Source organism: Kluyvera ascorbata ATCC 33433, assembly GCF_000735365.1.
In the GTDB taxonomy this organism is placed as follows: domain Bacteria; phylum Pseudomonadota; class Gammaproteobacteria; order Enterobacterales; family Enterobacteriaceae; genus Kluyvera; species Kluyvera ascorbata.
In genome coordinates this window covers 41,652-63,879 of sequence record NZ_JMPL01000001.1, presented here as the reverse complement: position 1 = coordinate 63,879, position 22,228 = coordinate 41,652, and the positions used below count along the sequence as shown (strand labels likewise).

The following is a 22,228-nucleotide window of genomic DNA, read 5'->3' as shown; positions in this document are numbered from 1 at the left end:
ACGCTGTTTTTAACACAGTTGTAATATGAGGTTAATCCCTTGAGTGACATGGCGAAAAACCTAATACTCTGGCTGGTCATTGCCGTCGTGCTGATGTCAGTATTCCAGAGCTTTGGGCCCAGCGAATCGAACAGCCATAAGGTGGACTATTCTACCTTCCTGCAAGAGGTCAATAACGACCAGGTTCGCGAAGCGCGTATCAACGGACGTGAGATCAACGTTACCAAGAAAGATAGTAACCGTTACACGACTTACATTCCGGTTAACGATCCGAAGCTGCTTGATAACCTGCTGACGAAAAACGTCAAAGTGGTTGGTGAGCCGCCTGAAGAACCAAGCCTGCTGGCTTCTATCTTCATTTCCTGGTTCCCGATGCTGCTGCTGATCGGCGTCTGGATCTTCTTCATGCGCCAAATGCAGGGCGGTGGTGGCAAAGGTGCCATGTCGTTCGGTAAGAGCAAGGCGCGTATGCTGACGGAAGACCAGATCAAAACCACCTTTGCCGACGTTGCAGGCTGCGACGAAGCGAAAGAAGAGGTGGGTGAGCTGGTTGAGTATCTGCGTGAACCGAGCCGTTTCCAGAAGCTGGGCGGTAAAATCCCGAAAGGTGTGCTGATGGTTGGCCCTCCGGGTACCGGTAAAACGTTGCTGGCAAAAGCGATTGCTGGCGAAGCGAAAGTTCCGTTCTTCACCATTTCCGGTTCTGATTTCGTAGAAATGTTCGTCGGTGTTGGTGCATCTCGTGTGCGTGACATGTTCGAACAGGCTAAGAAAGCGGCACCATGCATCATCTTCATCGATGAAATCGACGCCGTAGGCCGCCAGCGTGGCGCAGGTCTGGGCGGTGGTCACGATGAACGTGAGCAAACGCTGAACCAGATGCTGGTTGAGATGGATGGCTTCGAAGGTAACGAAGGTATCATCGTTATCGCGGCAACTAACCGTCCAGACGTACTTGACCCAGCGCTGCTGCGTCCAGGCCGTTTCGACCGTCAGGTTGTGGTTGGTCTGCCAGACGTTCGTGGTCGTGAACAGATTCTGAAAGTGCATATGCGTCGAGTGCCGCTGGCACCAGATATCGATGCGGCAATCATTGCTCGTGGTACTCCTGGTTTCTCCGGTGCAGACCTGGCGAACTTAGTGAACGAAGCAGCGCTGTTTGCAGCTCGTGGCAACAAGCGCGTGGTATCGATGGTTGAGTTCGAAAAAGCGAAAGACAAAATCATGATGGGTGCGGAACGTCGCTCCATGGTGATGACGGAAGCGCAGAAAGAATCCACCGCTTACCACGAAGCAGGCCACGCGATTATCGGTCGCCTGGTACCGGAACACGATCCGGTGCACAAAGTGACGATTATCCCACGCGGTCGTGCGCTGGGTGTGACCTTCTTCCTGCCTGAAGGCGACGCGATTAGCGCCAGCCGTCAGAAACTGGAAAGTCAGATCTCCACCCTGTACGGCGGCCGTCTGGCAGAAGAAATTATTTATGGCGTAGAACATGTTTCTACCGGTGCATCGAACGACATTAAAGTCGCGACGAACCTGGCACGTAACATGGTCACCCAGTGGGGCTTCTCCGACAAACTCGGTCCGCTGCTGTATGCGGAAGAAGAGGGCGAAGTATTCCTGGGCCGCTCTGTCGCCAAAGCGAAACACATGTCCGATGAAACCGCACGTATCATCGACCAGGAAGTGAAAGCGCTTATCGAACGTAACTACGCTCGTGCTCGCCAGCTCCTGAACGACAACATGGATATTCTGCATGCAATGAAAGATGCGCTCATGAAATATGAGACCATCGATGCACCGCAGATTGACGACCTGATGGCTCGCCGCGACGTGCGTCCGCCAGCAGGCTGGGAAGAACCGGGTTCATCCAACAACTCTGGCAACACGGGGAAACCAAGTGCGCCGCGTCCGGTTGATGAACCGCGCGCTCCGGACTCTGGCACCATGTCAGAGCAGCTGGGCGACAAATAAGTTATCCCATCGTTGATGACTGTGCTTCACCTGAAACCCTGGGGCTTGCTCCAGGGTTTTTTTATGTCACAAATAACAAATAAGAAGGAATCGCTATGAAACTCACCGCCCAGGGCTCCATCCTGGATCTTTCCCATCCGCACGTGATGGGGATCCTCAACGTAACGCCGGACTCGTTCTCTGACGGCGGCACGCACAATACGTTGGTTGAGGCGGTGAAACATGCGAACCTGATGATTAACGCCGGCGCGACGATTATTGATGTGGGTGGAGAGTCCACGCGTCCTGGCGCGCTGGATGTCAGCGTTGAAGAAGAGCTGGAACGCGTTATCCCGGTGGTGGAGGCGATTGCCCAGCGCTTTGAAGTATGGATTTCTGTCGATACCTCAAAACCTGAGGTTATCCGTGAATCCGCCCGCGTCGGGGCACACATCATCAATGATATTCGCTCACTGAGCGAGCCGGGTGCGTTGGAAGCGGCGGCGGAAACCGGGTTGCCGGTGTCGTTGATGCACATGCAGGGTAATCCAAAAAACCATGCAGGAAGCGCCGAAATACGACGATGTTTTTGCCGAGGTGAATCAGTATTTTGCGGAGCAGATCGCGCGCTGTGAACGTGCTGGGATCGCAAAAGATAAATTGTTGCTCGACCCGGGGTTCGGTTTCGGTAAAAATCTCTCCCATAATTACGCATTACTCGCTCGCCTGTCAGAATTCCACCACTTCGGTTTGCCACTGTTTGTCGGCATGTCGCGGAAATCGATGATTGGCCAACTGCTGAACGTGGGGCCATCAGAACGCCTCAGCGGCAGCCTGGCGTGTGCGGTGATTGCAGCTATGCAGGGCGCGCATATCGTTCGCGTCCACGATGTCAAAGAAACTGTTGAGGCGATGCGTGTGGTTGAAGCCACGCTGTCTGCGAAGGGAAAAAAACGTTATGAGTAATCGCAAGTATTTTGGTACCGATGGGATTCGCGGTCGCGTAGGTGATGCGCCAATTACCCCTGATTTTGTGCTGAAGCTCGGTTGGGCGGCGGGTAAGGTGCTGGCAAGTCACGGCTCACGTAAGATCATCATTGGTAAAGATACCCGTATCTCCGGCTATATGCTGGAGTCAGCGCTGGAAGCCGGTCTGGCGGCTGCGGGGCTCTCTGCTTCCTTTACCGGTCCGATGCCAACGCCTGCGGTTGCTTATCTGACCCGCACCTTCCGCGCAGAAGCGGGCATCGTTATCTCGGCATCACATAACCCATTCTATGACAATGGCATCAAATTCTTCTCCATTAATGGCACCAAACTGCCGGATGAAGTTGAAGAGGCGATTGAAGCCGAAATGGAAAAAGAGATCACCTGCGTGGACTCTGCTGAGCTGGGTAAGGCGAGCCGTATCGTTGACGCCGCTGGCCGTTATATTGAGTTCTGCAAAGGGACTTTCCCTAACGATCTTAGCCTGAACGGTTTAAAAGTCGTGGTCGATTGTGCCAACGGCGCAACCTATCATATCGCGCCGAACGTGCTGCGCGAGCTGGGTGCGACCGTTATTGCCATTGGCTGCGAACCGAACGGCGTGAACATCAACGAAGAAGTTGGGGCAACCGATGTGCGTGCGCTGCAGGCGCGCGTGCTGGCGGAAAAAGCCGATGTCGGTATCGCGCTGGACGGTGACGGCGACCGCGTCATTATGGTTGACCACGAAGGTAACAAGGTCGATGGCGATCAGATCATGTACATCATTGCTCGCGAAGCGCTGCGTCAGGGGCAACTGCGCGGGGGTGCCGTGGGCACGCTGATGAGCAATATGGGTCTGGAAGTGGCGCTGAAGCAGCTGGGTATTCCGTTTACCCGCGCGAAAGTGGGCGACCGCTACGTGCTGGAAAAAATGCAGGAGAAAGGCTGGCGTATCGGGGCGGAAAACTCCGGTCACGTAATCCTGCTGGACAAAACTACCACGGGCGACGGTATTGTTGCTGGCCTGCAGGTGGTTGCGGCGATGGTGCGTAACCACATGAGCCTGCACGATCTGTGCAGCGGCATGAAGATGTTCCCGCAGGTGCTGGTCAACGTGCGCTATACCGATGGAAAATCTAACCCGCTGGAAAATGATGCGGTTAAAGCGGCGGCTGCAGAAGTGGAAGCGGCGTTGGGTAACCGTGGTCGTGTTTTACTGCGCAAATCCGGCACCGAGCCGCTGATTCGCGTCATGGTTGAAGGTGAAGAAGAAGCGCAGGTGACCGCGTTTGCCCACCGTATTGCCGATGCAGTAAAAGCGGTATAATAGTTATCTAAGTCACTCAAAAGGCGGCGCTTGCCGCCTTTTTATTGTTGATTACACGTTGTTTTGCTGTTTTTTTCCGCAGTTGATACAATGTGTCAAAATTGCCCTTGCGAAGGTCATTCGCTTTGGTTAGTATTCACACCCGCTTCAGTGGGAAACATAAACATCCCGCTTTATTGGTTGAAGCACTTGGTACGCGGTGTCCCCGCAAGGAACAGGTTGATTATGTACGAAGCTCTTTTAGTTGTTTTCCTTATTGTAGCGATTGGCCTTGTGGTCCTCGTTATGCTGCAGCAAGGTAAAGGCGCTGATATGGGAGCCTCCTTTGGAGCAGGCGCTTCCGCTACACTGTTTGGTTCTAGTGGTTCTGGTAACTTCATGACCCGTATGACCGCCGTGTTTGCGACGCTGTTCTTCATTATCAGTCTGGTACTGGGCAACATCAACAGTAACAAGATCAATAAAGGAAGCGAGTGGGAAAATCTGACTGCGCCTAAGACTGAGCAAACGACTCAGCCAGCGGCACCGGCCCAGCCGACCAGCGATATCCCGCACTAATAGCAGTATCTGTACCGAGGTGGTGGAATTGGTAGACACGCTACCTTGAGGTGGTAGTGCCCTAACGGGCTTGTGGGTTCGAGTCCCATCCTCGGTACCAATATTCCGAAAAAAAGACGCTGAAAAGCGTCTTTTTTTTCGTCTGTATAAAACCACGTGAATTCGTAGGCCGGATAAGGCAACGCTGTCTCCGGCCTTCCGCGTTGTCTTGCCTGATGGCGCTACGCTTATCAGGCCTACAGGGCTAGGTTAGTCAGCCTTAGGGAAATCGATCACCGTGTCGTTCACGCGGTTCACCATGTTGGTGAACAGAATGGCGCTGATGGCGCTGATGGCTTCAATCACCTGACGGTCGCTGAATCCGGCGTCACGCAGCGCTGTGACATCAGCTTCCGGCAACGTACCCGTGGTGGTCACCAGCGTCTGCGCAAATTTTGCCAACGCGTCGAGATGCGCATCTTCAGCATACTGCCCGCGGCGCAGTTCACGAATCTGCTCGCTGCTGAAGCCGGCCTTTTTCGCCATCATGCTGTGTGCGGCCAGGCAGTAATCACACCCGGTGGCTTCGCTGACGGCAAGGTTGATAGTCTCCAATTCTTTCGCATTCAGGCTGCTTTTGTGCAGCATCGTATTATGCGCCAGCGCCTGTTGCAGTGATTCTGGTGAATGCCCGCCAATGGTCAGATAGGTATTCGGCACTTTACCCATCGCTTTTTTGATACCGCCAAAAATCTCTGCGGCTTTCCCTGTTACGTCTTGTTCACGGATTTCAGCTAAACGGCTCATGTCATACTCCTGTTACTAGAGGGTTTGTAGTGGCAATGACGTCATCTTAGTCGCAAGGACCGTGCTAGACTGGCGCTCTTCGTCTCATCTTTTTGTCTTATCGTCTCAGGAGTGATATGGACAGTCTTAGCCATCTCTTGACGCTGTTAGCCCCGCGCTGCGAAGTGAATCTGCACTGCCGTTTTGGCGGACGCTGGCAGGCAGGGCACGAGCAGATGCGTTCCGGCATTGTGCCCTGGCATTTTGTGTTGCGGGGGGAAGGGCGCCTCACCGTGGGGAGCCAAACCCGGCATATGCGCGCGGGAGATGTCATTTTGTTGCCGCACGGTTCGCCGCATCTGATGGAGAGTCTGGTTGAGTGGGGACAAGTGCTGCCTGTTGCTCATCGCTTTAACGGCACGCTGACCGAAATGCGCACCGGCAGTGAAAGTGATGCGCTGGAGATGCTGTGCGGTGAGTTTTATTTTGGCCCGCACGTTAGCTGGCTTTTCGCCGAGGAGACGGAGCTTATTCATCTGCACACCGATGAGCGGGAAGATTGCCCAGAGCTGGAGATTCTGCTCAACGTACTGGTGCGCGAGAGTCTGGCCGAGCATCCCGGTGGCAGCGCCATTGTCCGAAGCCTGGGTGATACGCTGTTGGTGCTACTCCTCCGTACGCTGCTGGGTGCAGAGGAGCCTCCGGGGGGATTGTTGCGCCTGATGGGGGATGAACGGCTGATGCCCGCGGTGCTTGCCGTTCTTGCCTCGCCGGAACAGCCCTGGACTATGGAAAGCATGGCAGCGCGCGCCTTTTTATCGCGCGCGACTTTTGCCCGCCACTTTGCCCGAGCTTATCACCTGACGCCCCAGGCCTGGCTGACGCAACTGCGCATGGCGATGGCGGCGAGATTGCTGCATCAGGACAGACAGGCCCGGCTCGACCTGATTGCCGAGCGCTGTGGATTTCAGTCGCTGGCATCATTCTCAAAGACTTTCAAAAAGCACTATGGCCTGACCCCGGGAGAATGGCGGCGCCGGTAGACCAATCCCCAGACGTAAAAAAGGCCGCATAAGCGGCCTTTTACATTCTCAACGCAGGCTTATTTGCCTTTGTTTTCCAGGTTCTCGACCTGCGGCAGGCCGGTTGCGGAAGAGGCGGTCAGCAGACCCGCTTTCGCGTACCCGAACAGCTTCTCACGGGTATCGGTGATGTCGAGGTTACGCATGGTCAGCTGGCCAATACGATCGTCTGGCGAGAACACGGACTCACCTTTCTCCATGGTCAGACGCTCAGCCTTATAGGTCAGATTGTCAGACACGGTATTCAGGATGGAGTAGTCATTGCCGCGACGCAGTTCCAGCGTCACTTCACCGGTTATTTGACTGGCGACCCAACGCTGCAGGCCGTCACGCAGCATCAGCGCCTGGGAATCGAACCAGCGGCCCTGGTACAGCAGTTTGCCCAACTGACGGCCATGAGAGTGATACTGCTCGATGGTATCTTCGTTGTGGATACCGGTCAGCAGACGCTCGTAGGCAATGTGCAGCAGCGCCATCCCCGGGGCTTCGTAGATGCCACGGCTCTTCGCTTCGATAATACGGTTTTCAATCTGGTCGCTCATGCCCAGACCATGACGGCCGCCGATGCGGTTCGCTTCCAGCATCATCTCAACGTCGTCGCTGAAGGTTTTACCGTTCAGCGCGACCGGATGTCCCTGCTCAAAGCGCACGGTGACTTCTTCCGCTGGGATCTTCACGTTTTCGTCCCAGAACTTCACGCCCATGATTGGGTTAACGATCTTCACGCTGGAGTTCAGGAACTCAAGGTCTTTTGCCTCGTGCGTTGCGCCCAGCATGTTGGAGTCGGTGGAGTAGGCTTTTTCGACGGACATTTTGTAGTCGAAGCCGCAGGCTATCATGAATTCAGACATTTCATGACGGCCGCCGAGCTCGTCGATAAAGTCGGTATCGAGCCACGGCTTGTAAATTTGCAGTTCAGCGTTGGTCAGCAGGCCGTAACGATAGAAACGTTCAATATCGTTACCTTTATAGGTGCTGCCGTCGCCCCAGATGTTCACGCCATCTTCTTTCATGGCGGCAACCAGCATAGTACCGGTTACGGCGCGGCCCAGCGGGGTGGTGTTAAAGTAGGTCAGGCCACCGGTAGTGTTGTGGAAGGCACCACACTGAATCGCGGCGATACCTTCAGCAACCAGTTGTTTGCGGCAGTCGATCAGGCGAGCGTTTTCTGCGCCATATTCCATAGCACGACGAGGGATCGCATCATAATCTTCTTCGTCAGGCTGGCCCAGGTTTGCAGTATATGCATAAGGGACAGCGCCTTTTTGTCGCATCCACAGCAGCGCTGCGCTGGTGTCAAGACCGCCAGAGAAGGCGATACCAATACGTTGACCTGCTGGAAGATGCTTGAGAATCGTCGTCATAAAGTAAAACCCTGCTTGATTGACTGAAGGAGAAATCGCTTTCGCTGTCAGTGAATTTTTATGCAAAATAAATGAGTTTTCATTTAATCATGTTTTGACTGGCATCGGAAGAGATTCATGCATTTTTATTCAAAAAATCCGCGCCGTCAGTGATGATCGCCGGTAATACCATACCGCGACGACTTACGCATTTCTTCTGCATAGAATGTGAGGTTGACAAGCTGTGAGCGAGATCACTATACTAAAGGCCGATTTTACGTCCCGTCCTCGGTACCAAATCCCAGCATTATTTGCACTTTTTACTCAAAACGAGTAAAATTTGCCACGTTTCAGGCGCGGGGTGGAGCAGCCTGGTAGCTCGTCGGGCTCATAACCCGAAGGTCGTCGGTTCAAATCCGGCCCCCGCAACCACTTTCCCTTAGAGTTCATTTTCAAATATACTGTGAAGACTTAGGCCTTCGTAGCTGGATTTGAAAAAAAATTCTTTCGGAAGGTTCTCCAGGCCGCAGTTGCGGCTATAGGGTTCAGTTATCTAAAGCCCCGATTTATCGGGGTTTTTTGTTATCTGACTACAGAATAACTGGGCTTTAGGCCCTTTTTTTATGTCTTGGGGGTGGGTTTGTCCACATTAGAGCAAAAATTAACAGAGATGATTACAGCGCCGGTTGAAGCCCTTGGCTACGAACTGGTCGGCATCGAATTTATTCGTGGTCGCACATCAACACTGCGCATCTATATTGATAGTGAAGATGGCATTAATGTTGATGATTGTGCTGATGTGAGCCACCAGGTAAGTGCGGTGATGGACGTTGAAGATCCTATTACTGTGGCTTACAACCTGGAAGTTTCCTCTCCGGGCCTCGACCGTCCTATGTTCACTGCTGAACACTATGTGCGTTTCATGGGTGAAGAGGTTACGCTGGTCCTGCGTATGGCGGTTCAGAACCGTCGTAAGTGGCAGGGCATTATTAAAGCGGTAGACGGTGAGATGATCACCGTGACAGTCGACGGTAAAGATGAAGTGTTCGCGCTGAGTAACATCCAGAAGGCGAACCTGGTTCCCCACTTTTAACAGTCTGGATTGAGGTGAAAAGCCCGCGATGAACAAAGAAATTTTGGCCGTTGTTGAAGCCGTTTCCAACGAAAAATCACTGCCACGCGAGAAAATTTTTGAAGCGCTGGAAAGTGCGCTGGCTACAGCAACGAAGAAAAAATACGAACAAGAAATCGACGTTCGCGTTGAAATTGACCGTCGTAGCGGTGATTTCGATACCTTCCGTCGTTGGGTTATTGTCGAAGAAGTGACCCAGCCGACTAAAGAAATCACCCTCGAAGCGGCACGCTTCGAAGACGAAAGCCTGAACGTGGGCGAATACGTTGAAGACCAGATCGAATCTGTTACCTTCGACCGTATCACGACCCAGACTGCAAAACAGGTTATCGTACAGAAAGTACGTGAAGCTGAACGCGCAATGGTTGTTGACCAGTTCCGTGAGCATGAAGGTGAGATCATCACCGGCGTGGTTAAGAAAGTTAACCGCGACAACATCTCTCTGGACCTGGGTAGCAACGCTGAAGCGGTTATCCTGCGTGAAGACATGCTGCCGCGTGAAAACTTCCGCCCAGGCGACCGTATCCGCGGTGTTCTGTACTCCGTACGTCCGGAAGCGCGCGGTGCGCAGCTCTTCGTCACCCGTTCTAAGCCAGAAATGCTGATCGAACTGTTCCGCATTGAAGTGCCAGAAATCGGTGAAGAAGTTATCGAAATCAAAGCTGCTGCTCGCGATCCGGGTTCTCGTGCCAAAATCGCTGTTAAGACCAACGACAAACGTATCGACCCAGTCGGTGCTTGCGTTGGTATGCGCGGCGCGCGCGTTCAAGCGGTCTCTACCGAGCTTGGCGGCGAACGTATCGATATCGTGCTGTGGGACGACAACCCAGCGCAGTTCGTGATCAACGCGATGGCTCCGGCTGACGTGGCATCTATTGTGGTTGACGAAGACAAGCACACCATGGATATCGCGGTTGAAGCGGGCAACCTGGCGCAGGCGATTGGCCGTAACGGTCAGAACGTCCGTCTGGCTTCTCAACTGAGCGGCTGGGAACTCAATGTTATGACCGTTGATGACCTGCAGGCGAAGCACCAGGCTGAAGCACACGCGGCTATCGATACCTTCACTAAATATCTCGATATTGATGAAGATTTCGCTACCGTGCTGGTTGAAGAAGGCTTCTCCACGCTGGAAGAACTGGCCTATGTGCCAATGAACGAGCTGCTGGCTATTGATGGCCTGGATGAAGACACCGTTGAAGCACTGCGCGAGCGTGCTAAAAACGCACTGACCACTCTGGCACTGGCCCAGGAAGAAAGCCTCGGTGATAATAAACCGGCTGACGATCTGCTGAATCTGGAAGGATTGGATCGTGAGATGGCCTTCAAACTGGCTGCCCGTGGTGTTTGTACGCTGGAAGATCTCGCCGAACAAGGTATTGATGATCTGGTGGATATCGAAGGCTTAACCGACGAAAAAGCCGGTGAGCTGATTATGGCTGCCCGTAATATCTGCTGGTTCGGTGATGAAGCGTAATAAACTGTAGCAGGAAGGAACAGTATGACAGATGTAACCGTTAAAACGCTGGCTGCAGAAATACAGACCTCCGTGGATCGCCTGGTACAGCAATTTGCTGATGCGGGCATCCCGAAAGGTGCTGATGATTCTGTGTCCGCGCAAGAGAAGCAAACCTTACTGGCGCACCTGAACCGTGAAAATGGTTCTGCCCCAGATAAGTTGACTTTGCAGCGCAAAACGCGCAGTACTCTCAACATTCCAGGTACCGGTGGAAAAAGCAAATCGGTACAAATCGAAGTCCGCAAGACACGCACCTTTGTTAAACGCGATCCGCAAGAGGCTGAACGCCTGGCCGCGGAAGAGCAGGCGCAGCGTGAAGCGGAAGAGCAAGCCCGTCGTGAAGCTGAAGAAGCAGCTAAACGCGAGGCGCAACAAAAAGCTGAACGTGAGGCCGCAGAAAAAGCTAATCGTGAAGCCGCTGACAAAGCGAAACGTGAAGCTGCGGAAAAAGACAAAGTGAGCAATCAACAGACCGACGATATGACCAAAACTGCCCAGGCCGAAAAAGCCCGCCGTGAAAATGAAGCTGCCGAGCTGAAGCGTAAAGCGGAAGAAGAAGCACGCCGCAAGCTTGAAGAAGAAGCTCGCCGCGTAGCGGAAGAAGCTCGCCGTATGGCAGAAGAAAATGAGAAGAATGGTGTGAATAACGCTGAACCTATTGAAGATGCCAGCGATTATCACGTCACGACTTCTACCCATGCTCGCCAGGCTGAAGACGAAAACGACCGTGAAGTTGAAGGTGGCCGTGGCCGTGCGCGTACTGCATCTAAAGCAGCGCGTCCTCAGAAGAAAGGCAACAAACACGCTGAATCTAAAGCTGACCGTGAAGAAGCGCGTGCAGCGGTTCGCGGTGGTAAAGGCGGCAAACAGCGTAAAGGTTCCGCGCTGCAGCAGGGCTTCCAGAAGCCAGCTCAGGCCGTTAACCGTGACGTTGTGATTGGCGAAACCATCACCGTTGGCGATCTGGCTAACAAGATGGCGGTGAAAGGCTCTCAGGTCATCAAAGCGATGATGAAGCTGGGCGCAATGGCCACCATCAACCAGGTCATCGACCAGGAAACCGCACAGCTGGTTGCCGAAGAGATGGGCCACAAAGTTATCCTGCGTCGTGAAAACGAGCTGGAAGAAGCGGTAATGAGCGACCGTGACACCGGTGCTGCGGCTGAACCGCGCGCACCAGTTGTGACCATCATGGGTCACGTTGACCACGGTAAAACCTCTCTGCTGGACTACATTCGTTCTACGAAAGTGGCCTCTGGCGAAGCGGGCGGCATTACTCAGCACATCGGTGCTTATCACGTTGAAACTGAAAACGGGATGATCACCTTCCTGGATACCCCAGGCCACGCTGCGTTTACCTCCATGCGTGCTCGTGGTGCTCAGGCAACGGATATCGTTGTTCTGGTTGTTGCAGCAGACGACGGCGTGATGCCGCAGACCATCGAAGCAATCCAGCACGCGAAAGCGGCGCAGGTGCCTCTGGTTGTTGCTGTGAACAAAATCGATAAGCCAGAAGCCGATATGGACCGCGTTAAGAACGAACTGTCTCAGTACGGCGTTATGCCGGAAGAGTGGGGCGGCGAATCGCAGTTCATCCCTGTATCTGCAAAAGCGGGTACCGGTATCGACGACCTGCTGAACGCTATCCTGCTGCAGGCTGAAGTTCTGGAGCTGAAAGCGGTTCGTAAAGGTATGGCGAGCGGCGCGGTTATCGAATCCTTCCTGGATAAAGGTCGTGGCCCAGTCGCTACCGTCCTGGTTCGCGAAGGTACCCTGAACAAGGGCGATATCGTACTGTGTGGCTTCGAATACGGTCGCGTTCGTGCGATGCGTAACGAACTGGGTCAGGAAGTGCTGGAAGCGGGTCCGTCCATTCCAGTGGAAATCCTGGGTCTGTCCGGTGTTCCGGCTGCCGGTGACGAAGTGACCGTTGTTCGTGACGAGAAGAAAGCTCGTGAAGTTGCTCTGTACCGTCAGGGTAAATTCCGTGAAGTTAAACTGGCTCGTCAGCAGAAATCTAAACTCGAGAACATGTTCGCCAACATGACCGAAGGCGAAGTTCACGAAGTGAACATCGTACTGAAGGCCGACGTACAGGGTTCTGTGGAAGCGATCTCCGACTCCTTGCTGAAACTGTCTACCGACGAAGTGAAAGTGAAGATCATCGGTTCTGGCGTAGGTGGTATCACCGAAACCGACGCGACCCTGGCTGCAGCATCTAACGCTATCCTGGTTGGCTTCAACGTACGTGCTGATGCCTCTGCACGTAAAGTTATCGAGTCAGAAAGCCTGGATCTGCGCTACTACTCCGTCATCTATAACCTGATCGACGAAGTGAAAGCGGCAATGAGCGGCATGCTGTCTCCGGAGCTGAAACAGCAGATCATTGGTCTGGCTGAAGTACGTGACGTGTTCAAATCACCGAAATTCGGTGCGATCGCGGGCTGTATGGTTACCGAAGGTACCATCAAGCGTCACAACCCAATCCGCGTTCTGCGCGACAACGTGGTTATCTATGAAGGCGAGCTGGAATCCCTGCGCCGCTTCAAAGATGACGTTAACGAAGTCCGTAACGGCATGGAATGTGGTATCGGCGTTAAGAACTACAACGACGTTCGCGTTGGCGATATGATCGAAGTGTTCGAAATCATCGAGATCCAACGTACCATCGCTTAATCTTCGTTAAGATTGTCGATTGTAGGCCGGGAAAGCCTCGTGCAACCCGGCAATTATTTCAAAAGGGGCTGATAGCCCCTTTTTTGTCTGGAGAATTTATTATGGCGAAAGAATTTGGTCGCCCGCAGCGCGTGGCCCAGGAGATGCAAAAAGAGATCGCAATCATCCTGCAGCGCGAAATTAAAGATCCTCGTCTGGGCATGATGACTACCGTTTCCGGTGTCGAAATGTCTCGTGACCTGGCCTATGCCAAAGTGTTTGTCACCTTCCTCAACGACAAAGATGAAGCGGCGATTAAAGCCGGCATCAAAGCGCTGCAGGAAGCCTCTGGCTTTATCCGCTCCCTGCTGGGGAAAGCGATGCGCCTGCGTATCGTGCCGGAACTGACCTTCTTCTACGACAACTCGCTGGTTGAAGGTATGCGCATGTCTAACCTGGTGACCAGCGTGGTGAAGCATGACGACGAACGTCGTGTGAACCCAGCGGACGACAGCAAGGAGGACTGATGAGTCGTCCTCGTCGTCGCGGCCGTGATATTCACGGCGTATTGTTGCTGGACAAACCGCAAGGCGCGTCCAGCAATGATGTGCTGCAGAAGGTAAAGCGTATTTATAACGCCAACCGCGCCGGGCATACCGGCGCGCTGGACCCGCTGGCTACCGGCATGTTGCCGATTTGCCTCGGTGAAGCCACCAAGTTTTCTCAGTATCTTCTGGACTCCGACAAGCGTTATCGTGTGATTGCCCGCCTGGGTCAGCGCACCGATACCTCGGATGCCGATGGTCAGATCGTGGAAGAACGTCCGGTGACCTTCAGCGATGCACAGCTGGCTGAGGCGCTGGAGAGCTTCCGTGGAGACACCCAGCAGGTGCCATCCATGTACTCGGCGCTGAAGTACCAGGGTAAAAAGCTTTACGAATATGCACGTCAGGGCATCGACGTACCGCGTGAAGCCCGCCCGATTACCGTCTATGAGCTGCTGTTTATCCGCCACGAAGGTAACGAACTGGAGCTGGAGATTCACTGCTCGAAAGGCACCTATATTCGTACCATTATCGACGATCTGGGTGAAAAGCTCGGCTGCGGCGCGCACGTGATTTTCCTGCGTCGTCTGGCGGTCAGCAAATACCCGGTCGACCGTATGGTTACGCTGGAGCAACTGCATGCCCTGGTCGAACAGGCTGAGCAGCAGGGCGTTCCGGCAGCGGAACTGCTCGATCCGCTATTAATGCCAATGGACAGTCCGGCTTCAGACTATCCGATAGTCAATATTCCTTTAACCTCATCGGTCTACTTTAAAAATGGTAACCCGGTGCGGACGTCAGGCGCGCCTCTGGAAGGTCTGGTACGCGTGACGGAAGGTGAAGAAGGCAAATTTCTTGGCATGGGTGAAATCGACGACGAAGGCCGCGTGGCACCACGCCGTCTGGTGGTCGAATACACCGAGTAAGTCAGATTGTGTGGCTTGCGATAACAGAGCGCTGCGAGTAGAATATCGCGGCTTAACGCCTGCTTAATTGTTTAACAATTGGCAAGCGTTACATCAGGGGTTGCTGAATTAGAGATCGGCACCCTTTCTTTCTTTTAAATTTGGAGTTCAAAATGTCTCTAAGCGTTGAAGCTAAAGCACAAATCGTTTCTGAGTTCGGTCGTGGCGCTAACGACAGTGGTTCTACCGAAGTTCAGGTTGCACTGCTGACTGCACAGATCAACCACCTGCAGGGTCACTTTGCAGAGCACAAAAAAGATCACCACAGCCGTCGTGGTCTGCTGCGCATGGTTTCTCAGCGTCGTAAACTGCTCGACTACCTGAAACGTAAAGATGTTGCACGCTACACCGCGCTGATCGAGCGTCTGGGTCTGCGTCGCTAATTCTAGCGAGTTTCAGAAAGAGGGGCCTTTATGGCCCCTTTTTTCCACCAGACAACGCCAATTTAAGAGAACAGAGTGCCCGTAGAAACGCTGTTTGTGCCCCGGTAATCCTCCCTGTCTACGTCTTGTTTAGACAAAATTGAGCTGAAATTACCGACACAGCAGTATTTTGAAAGATAACGGGTATAATGTATTGTTGTTGTGCATATTCTTCGTTGCAGAGGTTCGCGCGGCTAATGAGAGGCTTTACCCGCATCGGGTTAGGGTTGTCATTAGTCGCGAGGATGCAAAGAAGATCGGTTTCATCGGTCGGTACGCCAGAGGGTGTGCCGCCATTTAATAAGAAAGGATAGAATTTTGCTTAATCCGATCGTTCGTAAGTTCCAGTACGGCCAACACACCGTAACGCTGGAAACCGGCATGATGGCGCGTCAGGCAACTGCCGCTGTTATGGTTAGCATGGATGACACTGCGGTATTCGTTACCGTTGTCGGTCAGAAAAAAGCGAAACCAGGCCAGGACTTCTTCCCGCTGACCGTTAACTATCAGGAGCGTACCTACGCTGCTGGTCGTATTCCAGGTAGCTTCTTCCGTCGTGAAGGCCGCCCAAGCGAAGGCGAAACCCTGATCGCGCGTCTGATTGACCGCCCGGTTCGCCCGCTGTTCCCAGAAGGCTTCGTTAACGAAGTTCAGGTTATCGCGACCGTGGTTTCCGTTAACCCACAGGTTAACCCAGACATCGTTGCTATGATTGGCGCATCTGCTGCCCTGTCCCTGTCCGGTATTCCGTTCAACGGTCCAATCGGTTCTGCTCGCGTGGGTTACATCAATGACCAGTACGTGCTGAACCCGACTCAGGACGAGCTGAAAGAAAGCAAGCTGGACCTGGTTGTTGCCGGTACCGAAGCTGCTGTACTGATGGTTGAATCCGAAGCAGAACTGCTGAGCGAAGACCAGATGCTGGGCGCCGTAGTATTCGGTCACGAGCAGCAGCAGGTTGTTATCAAAGAAATCAACGATCTGGTTAAAGAAGCCGGCAAACCACGTTGGGATTGGCAGCCAGAAGCCGTCAACGAAGCGCTGAACGCGCGCGTTGCTGCGCTGGCAGAATCTCGCCTGAGCGACGCTTACCGCATCACCGATAAACAGGAGCGTTATGCTCAGGTTGACGTGATCAAATCTGAAGTTATCGCTCAGCTGACTGCAGAAGACGAAACCCTGGACGCTAACGAACTGGGTGAAATCCTGCACGCTATCGAGAAAAACGTTGTTCGTAGCCGCGTACTGGCAGGCGAGCCGCGTATTGATGGTCGCGAAAAAGACATGATCCGTGGTCTGGACGTACGTACTGGCGTTCTGCCACGTACTCACGGTTCCGCGCTGTTCACCCGTGGCGAAACTCAGGCGCTGGTTACGGCGACCCTGGGCACCACCCGTGATGCACAGAACCTCGACGAACTGATGGGCGAGCGTACTGACAACTTCCTGTTCCACTACAACTTCCCTCCGTACTGCGTAGGTGAAACCGGTATGGTCGGTTCTCCTAAGCGTCGTGAAATTGGTCACGGTCGCCTGGCGAAACGCGGCGTGCTGGCGGTAATGCCAGAGCTGGACAAATTCCCGTACACCGTTCGTGTGGTTTCTGAAATCACCGAATCTAACGGTTCTTCTTCCATGGCTTCCGTTTGTGGTGCTTCCCTGGCGCTGATGGACGCAGGCGTGCCAATCAAAGCTGCCGTTGCGGGTATCGCGATGGGTCTGGTGAAAGAAGGCGACAACTTTGTTGTTCTGTCTGACATCCTGGGCGACGAAGACCACCTGGGCGATATGGACTTCAAAGTTGCGGGTTCCCGCGACGGTATCTCTGCACTGCAGATGGATATCAAAATTGAAGGTATCACCAAAGAGATCATGCAGGTTGCTCTGAACCAGGCTAAAGGTGCGCGTCTGCACATCCTGGGCGTGATGGAACAGGCGATTAACGCGCCACGTGGCGACATTTCTCAGTTCGCTCCACGTATCCACACCATCAAGATCAATCCAGACAAGATCAAAGACGTTATCGGTAAAGGCGGTTCTGTAATCCGTGCCCTGACCGAAGAAACCGGCACCACCATCGAAATCGAAGATGACGGTACCGTTAAGATCGCAGCGACCGACGGTGAGAAAGCGAAATTCGCTATCCGTCGTATCGAAGAGATCACTGCAGAAATCGAAGTAGGTCGTATCTACAACGGTAAAGTGACCCGTATCGTTGACTTTGGCGCGTTCGTTGCCATCGGTGGCGGTAAAGAAGGTCTGGTACACATCTCTCAGATCGCTGACAAGCGCGTTGAGAAAGTGACCGACTACCTGCAGATGAACCAGGAAGTACCGGTTAAGGTTCTGGAAGTTGACCGTCAGGGCCGTATCCGTCTTAGCATTAAAGAAGCAACCGAGCAGTCTCAGCCTGCCGCCGCACCGGAAGCTCCGGTAGCGGAACAGGGCGAGTAAGGTTTGCCTTTTGCCCTCCGCGTTTGCGGAGGGCACATTTAGCTGGCAGGATGCCTTGTTTGCAGGCGGGGGACAGGACGTTCATCCAATTGTTGTCTTCGGGAGTGGGAAATGAAGCCTTTTTTGCGCTGGTGTTTCGTTGCGACAGCACTCACGCTGGCAGGATGCAGCAACTCTGCCTGGCGTAAGAGTGAAGTCCTCGCAGTGCCATTGCAACCGACGTTACAGCAGGAAGTGATCCTGGCACGCATGGAACAAATACTTGCCAGTCGGGCTTTAACCGATGACGAACGCGCACAGCTTTTATATGAGCGCGGAGTGTTGTATGATAGTCTCGGTCTGAGGGCATTAGCGCGTAACGATTTCTCGCAAGCGCTGGCAATCCGACCTGATATGCCTGAAGTATTCAATTACTTAGGCATTTATTTAACGCAGGCAGGCAATTTTGATGCTGCCTATGAAGCGTTTGATTCTGTACTTGAGCTTGATCCAACTTACAATTATGCGCACTTGAACCGCGGCATCGCGCTTTATTACGGTGGCCGTGCGAAGTTAGCGCAAGATGATCTGCTGGCGTTTTATCAAGACGATCCCAATGATCCTTTCCGCAGTCTGTGGCTTTATCTCGCTGAGCAGAAGCTCGATGAGAAGCAGGCGAAAGATGCGTTGAAGCAACGCTTCGACAAATCGGATAAAGAACAGTGGGGATGGAACATTGTCGAGTTCTACTTAGGCAACATTGACGAAAAAACGTTAATGGAGCGCCTGAAGGCGGACGCAACGGATAACACCTCGCTCGCTGAGCATCTCAGTGAAACCAACTTCTATTTAGGTAAGTATTACCTAAGTCTTGGGGACAAGAACAGCGCTACGGCACTGTTCAAACTGGCGGTTGCCAACAACGTACATAACTACGTTGAGCACCGATACGCATTGTTGGAATTATCGCTCCTGGGCCAGGACCAAGATGACCTGGCAGAATCGGACCAGCAATAGCTGACGACTACATCAGCCCGTAATCTTTTTTGATTGCCATCACCTTCGCGGGTGAGGGCGTTGTTGTTCGTTAATACACCTACTTTGAGCCGGTTCACACTTTTCAATGAAAATTGCAGATCAATTTCATGATGAGTTATGTAGACTGGCCGCCATTAATATCGAGGCACTTGTACTACATGGCTGAATTCGAAACCACTTTTGCAGATCTGGGCCTGAAGGCTCCTATCCTTGAAGCCCTTACCGATCTGGGTTACGAAAAACCATCTCCGATCCAGGCTGAGTGCATTCCGCACCTGCTGGGCGGTCGTGACGTTCTGGGTATGGCCCAGACAGGTAGTGGTAAAACCGCAGCGTTTTCCCTGCCACTGCTGAACAATCTTGATCCTGAGCTGAAAGCACCACAGATTCTGGTGTTGGCACCGACCCGCGAACTGGCGGTTCAGGTAGCTGAAGCCATGACTGAGTTCTCTAAACATATGCGCGGCGTAAACGTGGTTGCCCTGTACGGCGGCCAGCGTTATGACGTGCAGTTACGTGCCCTGCGTCAAGGGCCACAGATTGTCGTCGGTACCCCAGGTCGTCTGCTTGACCACCTGAAGCGCGGTACTCTGGATCTCTCTAAACTGAGCGGTCTGGTACTGGACGAAGCTGATGAAATGCTGCGTATGGGCTTTATCGAAGACGTTGAAACCATCATGGCTCAGATTCCAGAAGGTCATCAGACCGCTCTGTTCTCTGCAACCATGCCGGAAGCTATCCGTCGTATTACCCGTCGCTTTATGAAAGATCCACAGGAAGTACGCATTCAGTCCAGCGTAACGACCCGTCCTGACATCAGCCAGAGCTACTGGTCTGTGTACGGCATGCGCAAAAATGAAGCGCTGGTACGTTTCCTGGAAGCTGAAGATTTTGATGCGGCGATTATCTTCGTTCGTACCAAAAACGCGACCCTGGAAGTGGCTGAAGCCCTGGAACGTAGCGGCTACAACAGCGCTGCGCTGAACGGTGACATGAACCAGTCCCTGCGTGAGCAGACTCTGGATCGTCTGAAAGACGGTCGTCTGGATATCCTGATCGCAACCGACGTTGCGGCACGTGGTCTGGACGTTGAGCGTATCAGCCTGGTCGTTAACTACGACATCCCGATGGACTCCGAGTCTTACGTTCACCGTATCGGTCGTACCGGTCGTGCGGGTCGTGCTGGCCGTGCGCTGCTGTTCGTCGAGAACCGCGAGCGTCGTCTGCTGCGCAACATCGAACGTACTATGAAGCTGACCATTCCAGAAGTTGAGCTGCCAAACGCAGATCTGCTGGGCAAACGCCGCCTGGAAAAATTCGCCGCGAAAGTACAGCAGCAGCTGGAAAGCAGCGATCTGGATCAGTACCGTGCACTGCTGGCGCAAATCCAGCCGACCGCGGAAGGCGAAGAGCTGGACGTTGAAACGCTGGCCGCTGCGTTGTTGAAAATGGCACAGGGCGAACGTTCTCTGATCGTTCCACCAGATGCGCCAATGCGTCCTAAGCGTGAGTTCCGTGACCGTGACGATCGTTTCGAACGTCGTGACCGTAACGACCGTGGTCCACGCGATCGTAATGACCGTGGTGGCGAAGATCGTCCTAAACGCGAACGTCGTGACGTTGGCGATATGGAACTGTACCGCATTGAAGTGGGCCGTGATGACGGCGTTGAAGTTCGTCACATCGTTGGCGCTATCGCGAACGAAGGCGACATCAGCAGCCGTTACATCGGTAACATCAAGCTGTTCGGTACCCACTCTACTATCGAACTGCCAAAAGGCATGCCGGGCGAAGTACTGCAGCACTTTACTCGTACCCGCATCCTCAACAAACCGATGAACATGCAGCTGATCGGCGACGCGCAGCCTCGTCCAGAGCGTAGCGGTCGTAGCTTCGGCGGCGAACGCCGTGAAGGCGGTCGTAGCTTCGGTGGCGAACGTCGCGAAGGCGGTCGTGGTTTCGGTGGTGAGCGTCGTGAAGGCGGCCGTGGTGATGGTCGTCGTTTCAGCGGTGAACGTCGTGACGGTGGTAACCGTGCGCCGCGCCGTGATGATGCTGGCACTTCTGCTCCACGTCGTGATGACTCTACCGGTCGTCGTCGTTTCGGCGGTGACGCATAAGCCTCACGGTTTAAAAGCGTAAAGTAATATATACAGCCCCGATCGTCATGATTGGGGCTTTTTTTATTTCATTTGTACTCGTGTACTGGTACAGTGCGACACATTAAAATGCAGTAGCAAAACAATACACTGGAGAAAAGGCTGTATGGCGACACTAACCACCACCCAAACGTCACCTTCGCTGCTTGGCGGCGTGGTGATCATCGGCGGCACAATCATTGGTGCGGGGATGTTCTCTCTGCCGGTGGTTATGTCCGGTGCGTGGTTCTTCTGGTCGATGGCGGCGCTGGTGTTTACCTGGTTCTGCATGCTGCACTCCGGGCTGATGATCCTCGAAGCGAACCTGAACTACCGTATTGGCTCGAGCTTCGACACCATCACTAAAGATCTGCTGGGCAAAGGCTGGAACGTGGTAAACGGTATCTCCATTGCCTTCGTGCTCTATATCCTGACCTACGCCTATATTTCGGCGAGTGGCTCCATTCTGCATCACACCTTCGGTGAGATGTCGCTGAATGTTCCCGCGCGTGCGGCAGGCTTTGGCTTTGCGCTGCTGGTGGCGTTCGTGGTGTGGTTGAGCACCAAAGCAGTAAGCCGTATGACGGCTATCGTACTGGGCGCTAAGGTGATTACCTTCTTCCTGACCTTCGGTAGCCTGATGGGCCACGTCACGCCCGCTACGCTGTTTAACGTAGCGGAGACGCACGCCAGCTATACGCCTTACCTGCTGATGACGCTGCCGTTCTGTCTGGCCTCGTTTGGCTATCACGGTAACGTACCGAGCCTGATGAAGTACTACGGCAAAGATCCGAAGACCATCGTGAAGTGCCTGGTCTACGGTACGCTGCTGGCGCTGGCGCTTTATGCCGTTTGGCTGCTGGGGACGATGGGTAACATACCGCGTCCGGAGTTTATCGGTATTGCGCAGAAGGGCGGCAACATTGATGTGCTGGTGCAGGCGCTGAGCGGCGTGCTCAATAGCCGTAGCCTGGACCTGCTGCTAGTGGTGTTCTCCAACTTCGCGGTGGCGAGTTCATTCCTCGGCGTGACGCTGGGTCTGTTCGACTATCTGGCGGATTTATTCAAATTTGATGATTCTGCGCTGGGCCGTTTCAAAACCGCGCTGCTAACCTTCCTGCCGCCGATTATCGGTGGTCTGCTGTGGCCGAACGGTTTCCTGTACGCTATTGGCTATGCCGGGCTGGCGGCGACCATCTGGGCGGCGATTGTGCCAGCGCTGCTGGCACGTAAATCCCGCAAGCGTTTCGGTAGCCCGAAATTCCGCGTATGGGGCGGTAAGCCGATGATTGTGCTGATTCTGGTGTTTGGTGTGGGTAACGCGCTGGTGCATGTGCTGTCGAGTTTTAATCTGCTGCCGGTTTATCAGTAAGGCAAC

At 53.7% G+C, this 22,228-nt stretch carries 17 protein-coding genes, 2 tRNA genes and 1 pseudogene; 18 read left to right on the top strand and 2 right to left on the bottom strand.

Features of this window, described 5'->3' with window-relative positions; all coding sequences use genetic code 11:
- The first annotated feature begins 48 nt into the window (after positions 1-48).
- From ftsH to GKAS_RS00265, 5 genes and pseudogenes are all read left to right on the top strand, one after another.
- Complete coding sequence (gene ftsH, locus GKAS_RS00285; protein ID WP_035891115.1) at positions 49-1,980, top strand: ATP-dependent zinc metalloprotease FtsH; 1,932 nt, start codon at positions 49-51, stop codon at positions 1,978-1,980.
- A 95-nt stretch (positions 1,981-2,075) separates the two neighbouring features.
- Positions 2,076-2,925: pseudogene (gene folP, locus GKAS_RS00280) on the top strand (dihydropteroate synthase).
- The gene (gene glmM, locus GKAS_RS00275) at positions 2,918-4,255 is read left to right on the top strand and encodes a phosphoglucosamine mutase (RefSeq protein ID WP_035891112.1); all 1,338 of its coding nucleotides are present in this window, start codon (positions 2,918-2,920) and stop codon (positions 4,253-4,255) included. The pseudogene folP and the gene glmM overlap by 8 nt, the downstream one beginning before the upstream one ends.
- Positions 4,256-4,480: 225 nt before the next feature.
- Positions 4,481-4,813, top strand: a complete 333-nt coding sequence (secG, locus tag GKAS_RS00270; RefSeq protein WP_035891109.1) for a preprotein translocase subunit SecG — start codon at positions 4,481-4,483, stop codon at positions 4,811-4,813.
- 13 nt (positions 4,814-4,826) lie between these two features.
- Positions 4,827-4,913, top strand: a tRNA-Leu gene (locus GKAS_RS00265).
- A 149-nt stretch (positions 4,914-5,062) separates the two neighbouring features.
- Here GKAS_RS00265 and GKAS_RS00260 read toward each other — a convergent pair.
- Positions 5,063-5,599, bottom strand: coding sequence for a carboxymuconolactone decarboxylase family protein (locus tag GKAS_RS00260; protein WP_035891107.1), 537 nt, complete (start codon positions 5,597-5,599; stop codon positions 5,063-5,065).
- A gap of 116 nt (positions 5,600-5,715) precedes the next feature.
- On the opposite strand from GKAS_RS00260, the gene GKAS_RS00255 reads away from it, so the two are divergent.
- Complete coding sequence (locus GKAS_RS00255; RefSeq protein ID WP_035891106.1) at positions 5,716-6,621, top strand: cupin domain-containing protein; 906 nt, start codon at positions 5,716-5,718, stop codon at positions 6,619-6,621.
- 59 nt (positions 6,622-6,680) lie between these two features.
- On the opposite strand, the gene argG is transcribed toward GKAS_RS00255, so the two are convergent.
- The gene (gene argG, locus GKAS_RS00250) at positions 6,681-8,024 is read right to left on the bottom strand and encodes an argininosuccinate synthase (RefSeq protein WP_035891104.1); all 1,344 of its coding nucleotides are present in this window, start codon (positions 8,022-8,024) and stop codon (positions 6,681-6,683) included.
- Positions 8,025-8,358: 334 nt separating this feature from the next.
- Between argG and GKAS_RS00245 the strand changes: the two genes are divergently transcribed.
- From GKAS_RS00245 to mtr, 12 genes are all read left to right on the top strand, one after another.
- A tRNA-Met gene (locus GKAS_RS00245) sits at positions 8,359-8,435 on the top strand.
- A gap of 208 nt (positions 8,436-8,643) precedes the next feature.
- Positions 8,644-9,096, top strand: coding sequence for a ribosome maturation factor RimP (gene rimP / locus GKAS_RS00240; RefSeq protein ID WP_035891101.1), 453 nt, complete (start codon positions 8,644-8,646; stop codon positions 9,094-9,096).
- A gap of 28 nt (positions 9,097-9,124) precedes the next feature.
- A complete protein-coding gene (nusA, locus tag GKAS_RS00235) occupies positions 9,125-10,612 on the top strand; it encodes a transcription termination factor NusA (RefSeq protein WP_035891100.1) in 1,488 nt (495 codons plus the stop codon).
- Positions 10,613-10,636: 24 nt separating this feature from the next.
- Positions 10,637-13,330, top strand: a complete 2,694-nt coding sequence (gene infB / locus GKAS_RS00230) for a translation initiation factor IF-2 (protein WP_035891097.1) — start codon at positions 10,637-10,639, stop codon at positions 13,328-13,330.
- 101 nt (positions 13,331-13,431) lie between these two features.
- Positions 13,432-13,836, top strand: coding sequence for a 30S ribosome-binding factor RbfA (rbfA, locus tag GKAS_RS00225; RefSeq protein ID WP_035891095.1), 405 nt, complete (start codon positions 13,432-13,434; stop codon positions 13,834-13,836).
- Positions 13,836-14,780 (top strand): tRNA pseudouridine(55) synthase TruB, encoded by a 945-nt coding sequence (truB, locus tag GKAS_RS00220; protein ID WP_035891093.1) that lies wholly within the window; start codon positions 13,836-13,838, stop codon positions 14,778-14,780. The genes rbfA and truB overlap by 1 nt, the downstream gene beginning before the upstream one ends.
- 152 nt (positions 14,781-14,932) lie before the next feature.
- Positions 14,933-15,202, top strand: a complete 270-nt coding sequence (gene rpsO, locus GKAS_RS00215) for a 30S ribosomal protein S15 (RefSeq protein ID WP_035891092.1) — start codon at positions 14,933-14,935, stop codon at positions 15,200-15,202.
- A gap of 357 nt (positions 15,203-15,559) precedes the next feature.
- The gene (gene pnp, locus GKAS_RS00210) at positions 15,560-17,695 is read left to right on the top strand and encodes a polyribonucleotide nucleotidyltransferase (RefSeq protein WP_035891091.1); all 2,136 of its coding nucleotides are present in this window, start codon (positions 15,560-15,562) and stop codon (positions 17,693-17,695) included.
- A gap of 111 nt (positions 17,696-17,806) precedes the next feature.
- The gene (nlpI, locus tag GKAS_RS00205; RefSeq protein WP_035891088.1) at positions 17,807-18,691 is read left to right on the top strand and encodes a lipoprotein NlpI; all 885 of its coding nucleotides are present in this window, start codon (positions 17,807-17,809) and stop codon (positions 18,689-18,691) included.
- Between the two features lie 106 nt (positions 18,692-18,797).
- Positions 18,798-18,878 carry a protein YrbN gene (yrbN, locus tag GKAS_RS24730; RefSeq protein ID WP_100249910.1) on the top strand — a complete coding sequence of 27 codons (81 nt, stop codon included), beginning with the start codon at positions 18,798-18,800 and terminating at the stop codon, positions 18,876-18,878.
- Positions 18,871-20,832, top strand: coding sequence for a DEAD/DEAH family ATP-dependent RNA helicase (locus GKAS_RS00200; protein WP_035891085.1), 1,962 nt, complete (start codon positions 18,871-18,873; stop codon positions 20,830-20,832). Before yrbN ends, GKAS_RS00200 begins: the two co-directional genes overlap by 8 nt.
- 145 nt (positions 20,833-20,977) lie before the next feature.
- Entirely contained in the window at positions 20,978-22,222 is a 1,245-nt protein-coding gene (gene mtr, locus GKAS_RS00195; RefSeq protein WP_035891082.1) for a tryptophan permease, read from the top strand.
- The last annotated feature ends 6 nt before the right edge of the window (positions 22,223-22,228 follow it).

What these genes read in the sequence shown, in the direction of transcription:
- argG (WP_035891104.1), bottom strand. Translation starts at nt 8,024, where the DNA reads ATGACGACGATTCTCAAGCATCTTCCAGCAGGTCAACGTATTGGTATC.
- GKAS_RS00255 (WP_035891106.1), top strand. Translation starts at nt 5,716, where the DNA reads ATGGACAGTCTTAGCCATCTCTTGACGCTGTTAGCCCCGCGCTGCGAA.
- GKAS_RS00200 (WP_035891085.1), top strand. Translation starts at nt 18,871, where the DNA reads ATGGCTGAATTCGAAACCACTTTTGCAGATCTGGGCCTGAAGGCTCCT.
- truB (WP_035891093.1), top strand. Translation starts at nt 13,836, where the DNA reads ATGAGTCGTCCTCGTCGTCGCGGCCGTGATATTCACGGCGTATTGTTG.
- mtr (WP_035891082.1), top strand. Translation starts at nt 20,978, where the DNA reads ATGGCGACACTAACCACCACCCAAACGTCACCTTCGCTGCTTGGCGGC.
- rpsO (WP_035891092.1), top strand. Translation starts at nt 14,933, where the DNA reads ATGTCTCTAAGCGTTGAAGCTAAAGCACAAATCGTTTCTGAGTTCGGT.
- glmM (WP_035891112.1), top strand. Translation starts at nt 2,918, where the DNA reads ATGAGTAATCGCAAGTATTTTGGTACCGATGGGATTCGCGGTCGCGTA.
- nlpI (WP_035891088.1), top strand. Translation starts at nt 17,807, where the DNA reads ATGAAGCCTTTTTTGCGCTGGTGTTTCGTTGCGACAGCACTCACGCTG.
- rbfA (WP_035891095.1), top strand. Translation starts at nt 13,432, where the DNA reads ATGGCGAAAGAATTTGGTCGCCCGCAGCGCGTGGCCCAGGAGATGCAA.
- nusA (WP_035891100.1), top strand. Translation starts at nt 9,125, where the DNA reads ATGAACAAAGAAATTTTGGCCGTTGTTGAAGCCGTTTCCAACGAAAAA.
- GKAS_RS00260 (WP_035891107.1), bottom strand. Translation starts at nt 5,599, where the DNA reads ATGAGCCGTTTAGCTGAAATCCGTGAACAAGACGTAACAGGGAAAGCC.
- yrbN (WP_100249910.1), top strand. Translation starts at nt 18,798, where the DNA reads ATGAAAATTGCAGATCAATTTCATGATGAGTTATGTAGACTGGCCGCC.
- secG (WP_035891109.1), top strand. Translation starts at nt 4,481, where the DNA reads ATGTACGAAGCTCTTTTAGTTGTTTTCCTTATTGTAGCGATTGGCCTT.
- ftsH (WP_035891115.1), top strand. Translation starts at nt 49, where the DNA reads ATGGCGAAAAACCTAATACTCTGGCTGGTCATTGCCGTCGTGCTGATG.
- infB (WP_035891097.1), top strand. Translation starts at nt 10,637, where the DNA reads ATGACAGATGTAACCGTTAAAACGCTGGCTGCAGAAATACAGACCTCC.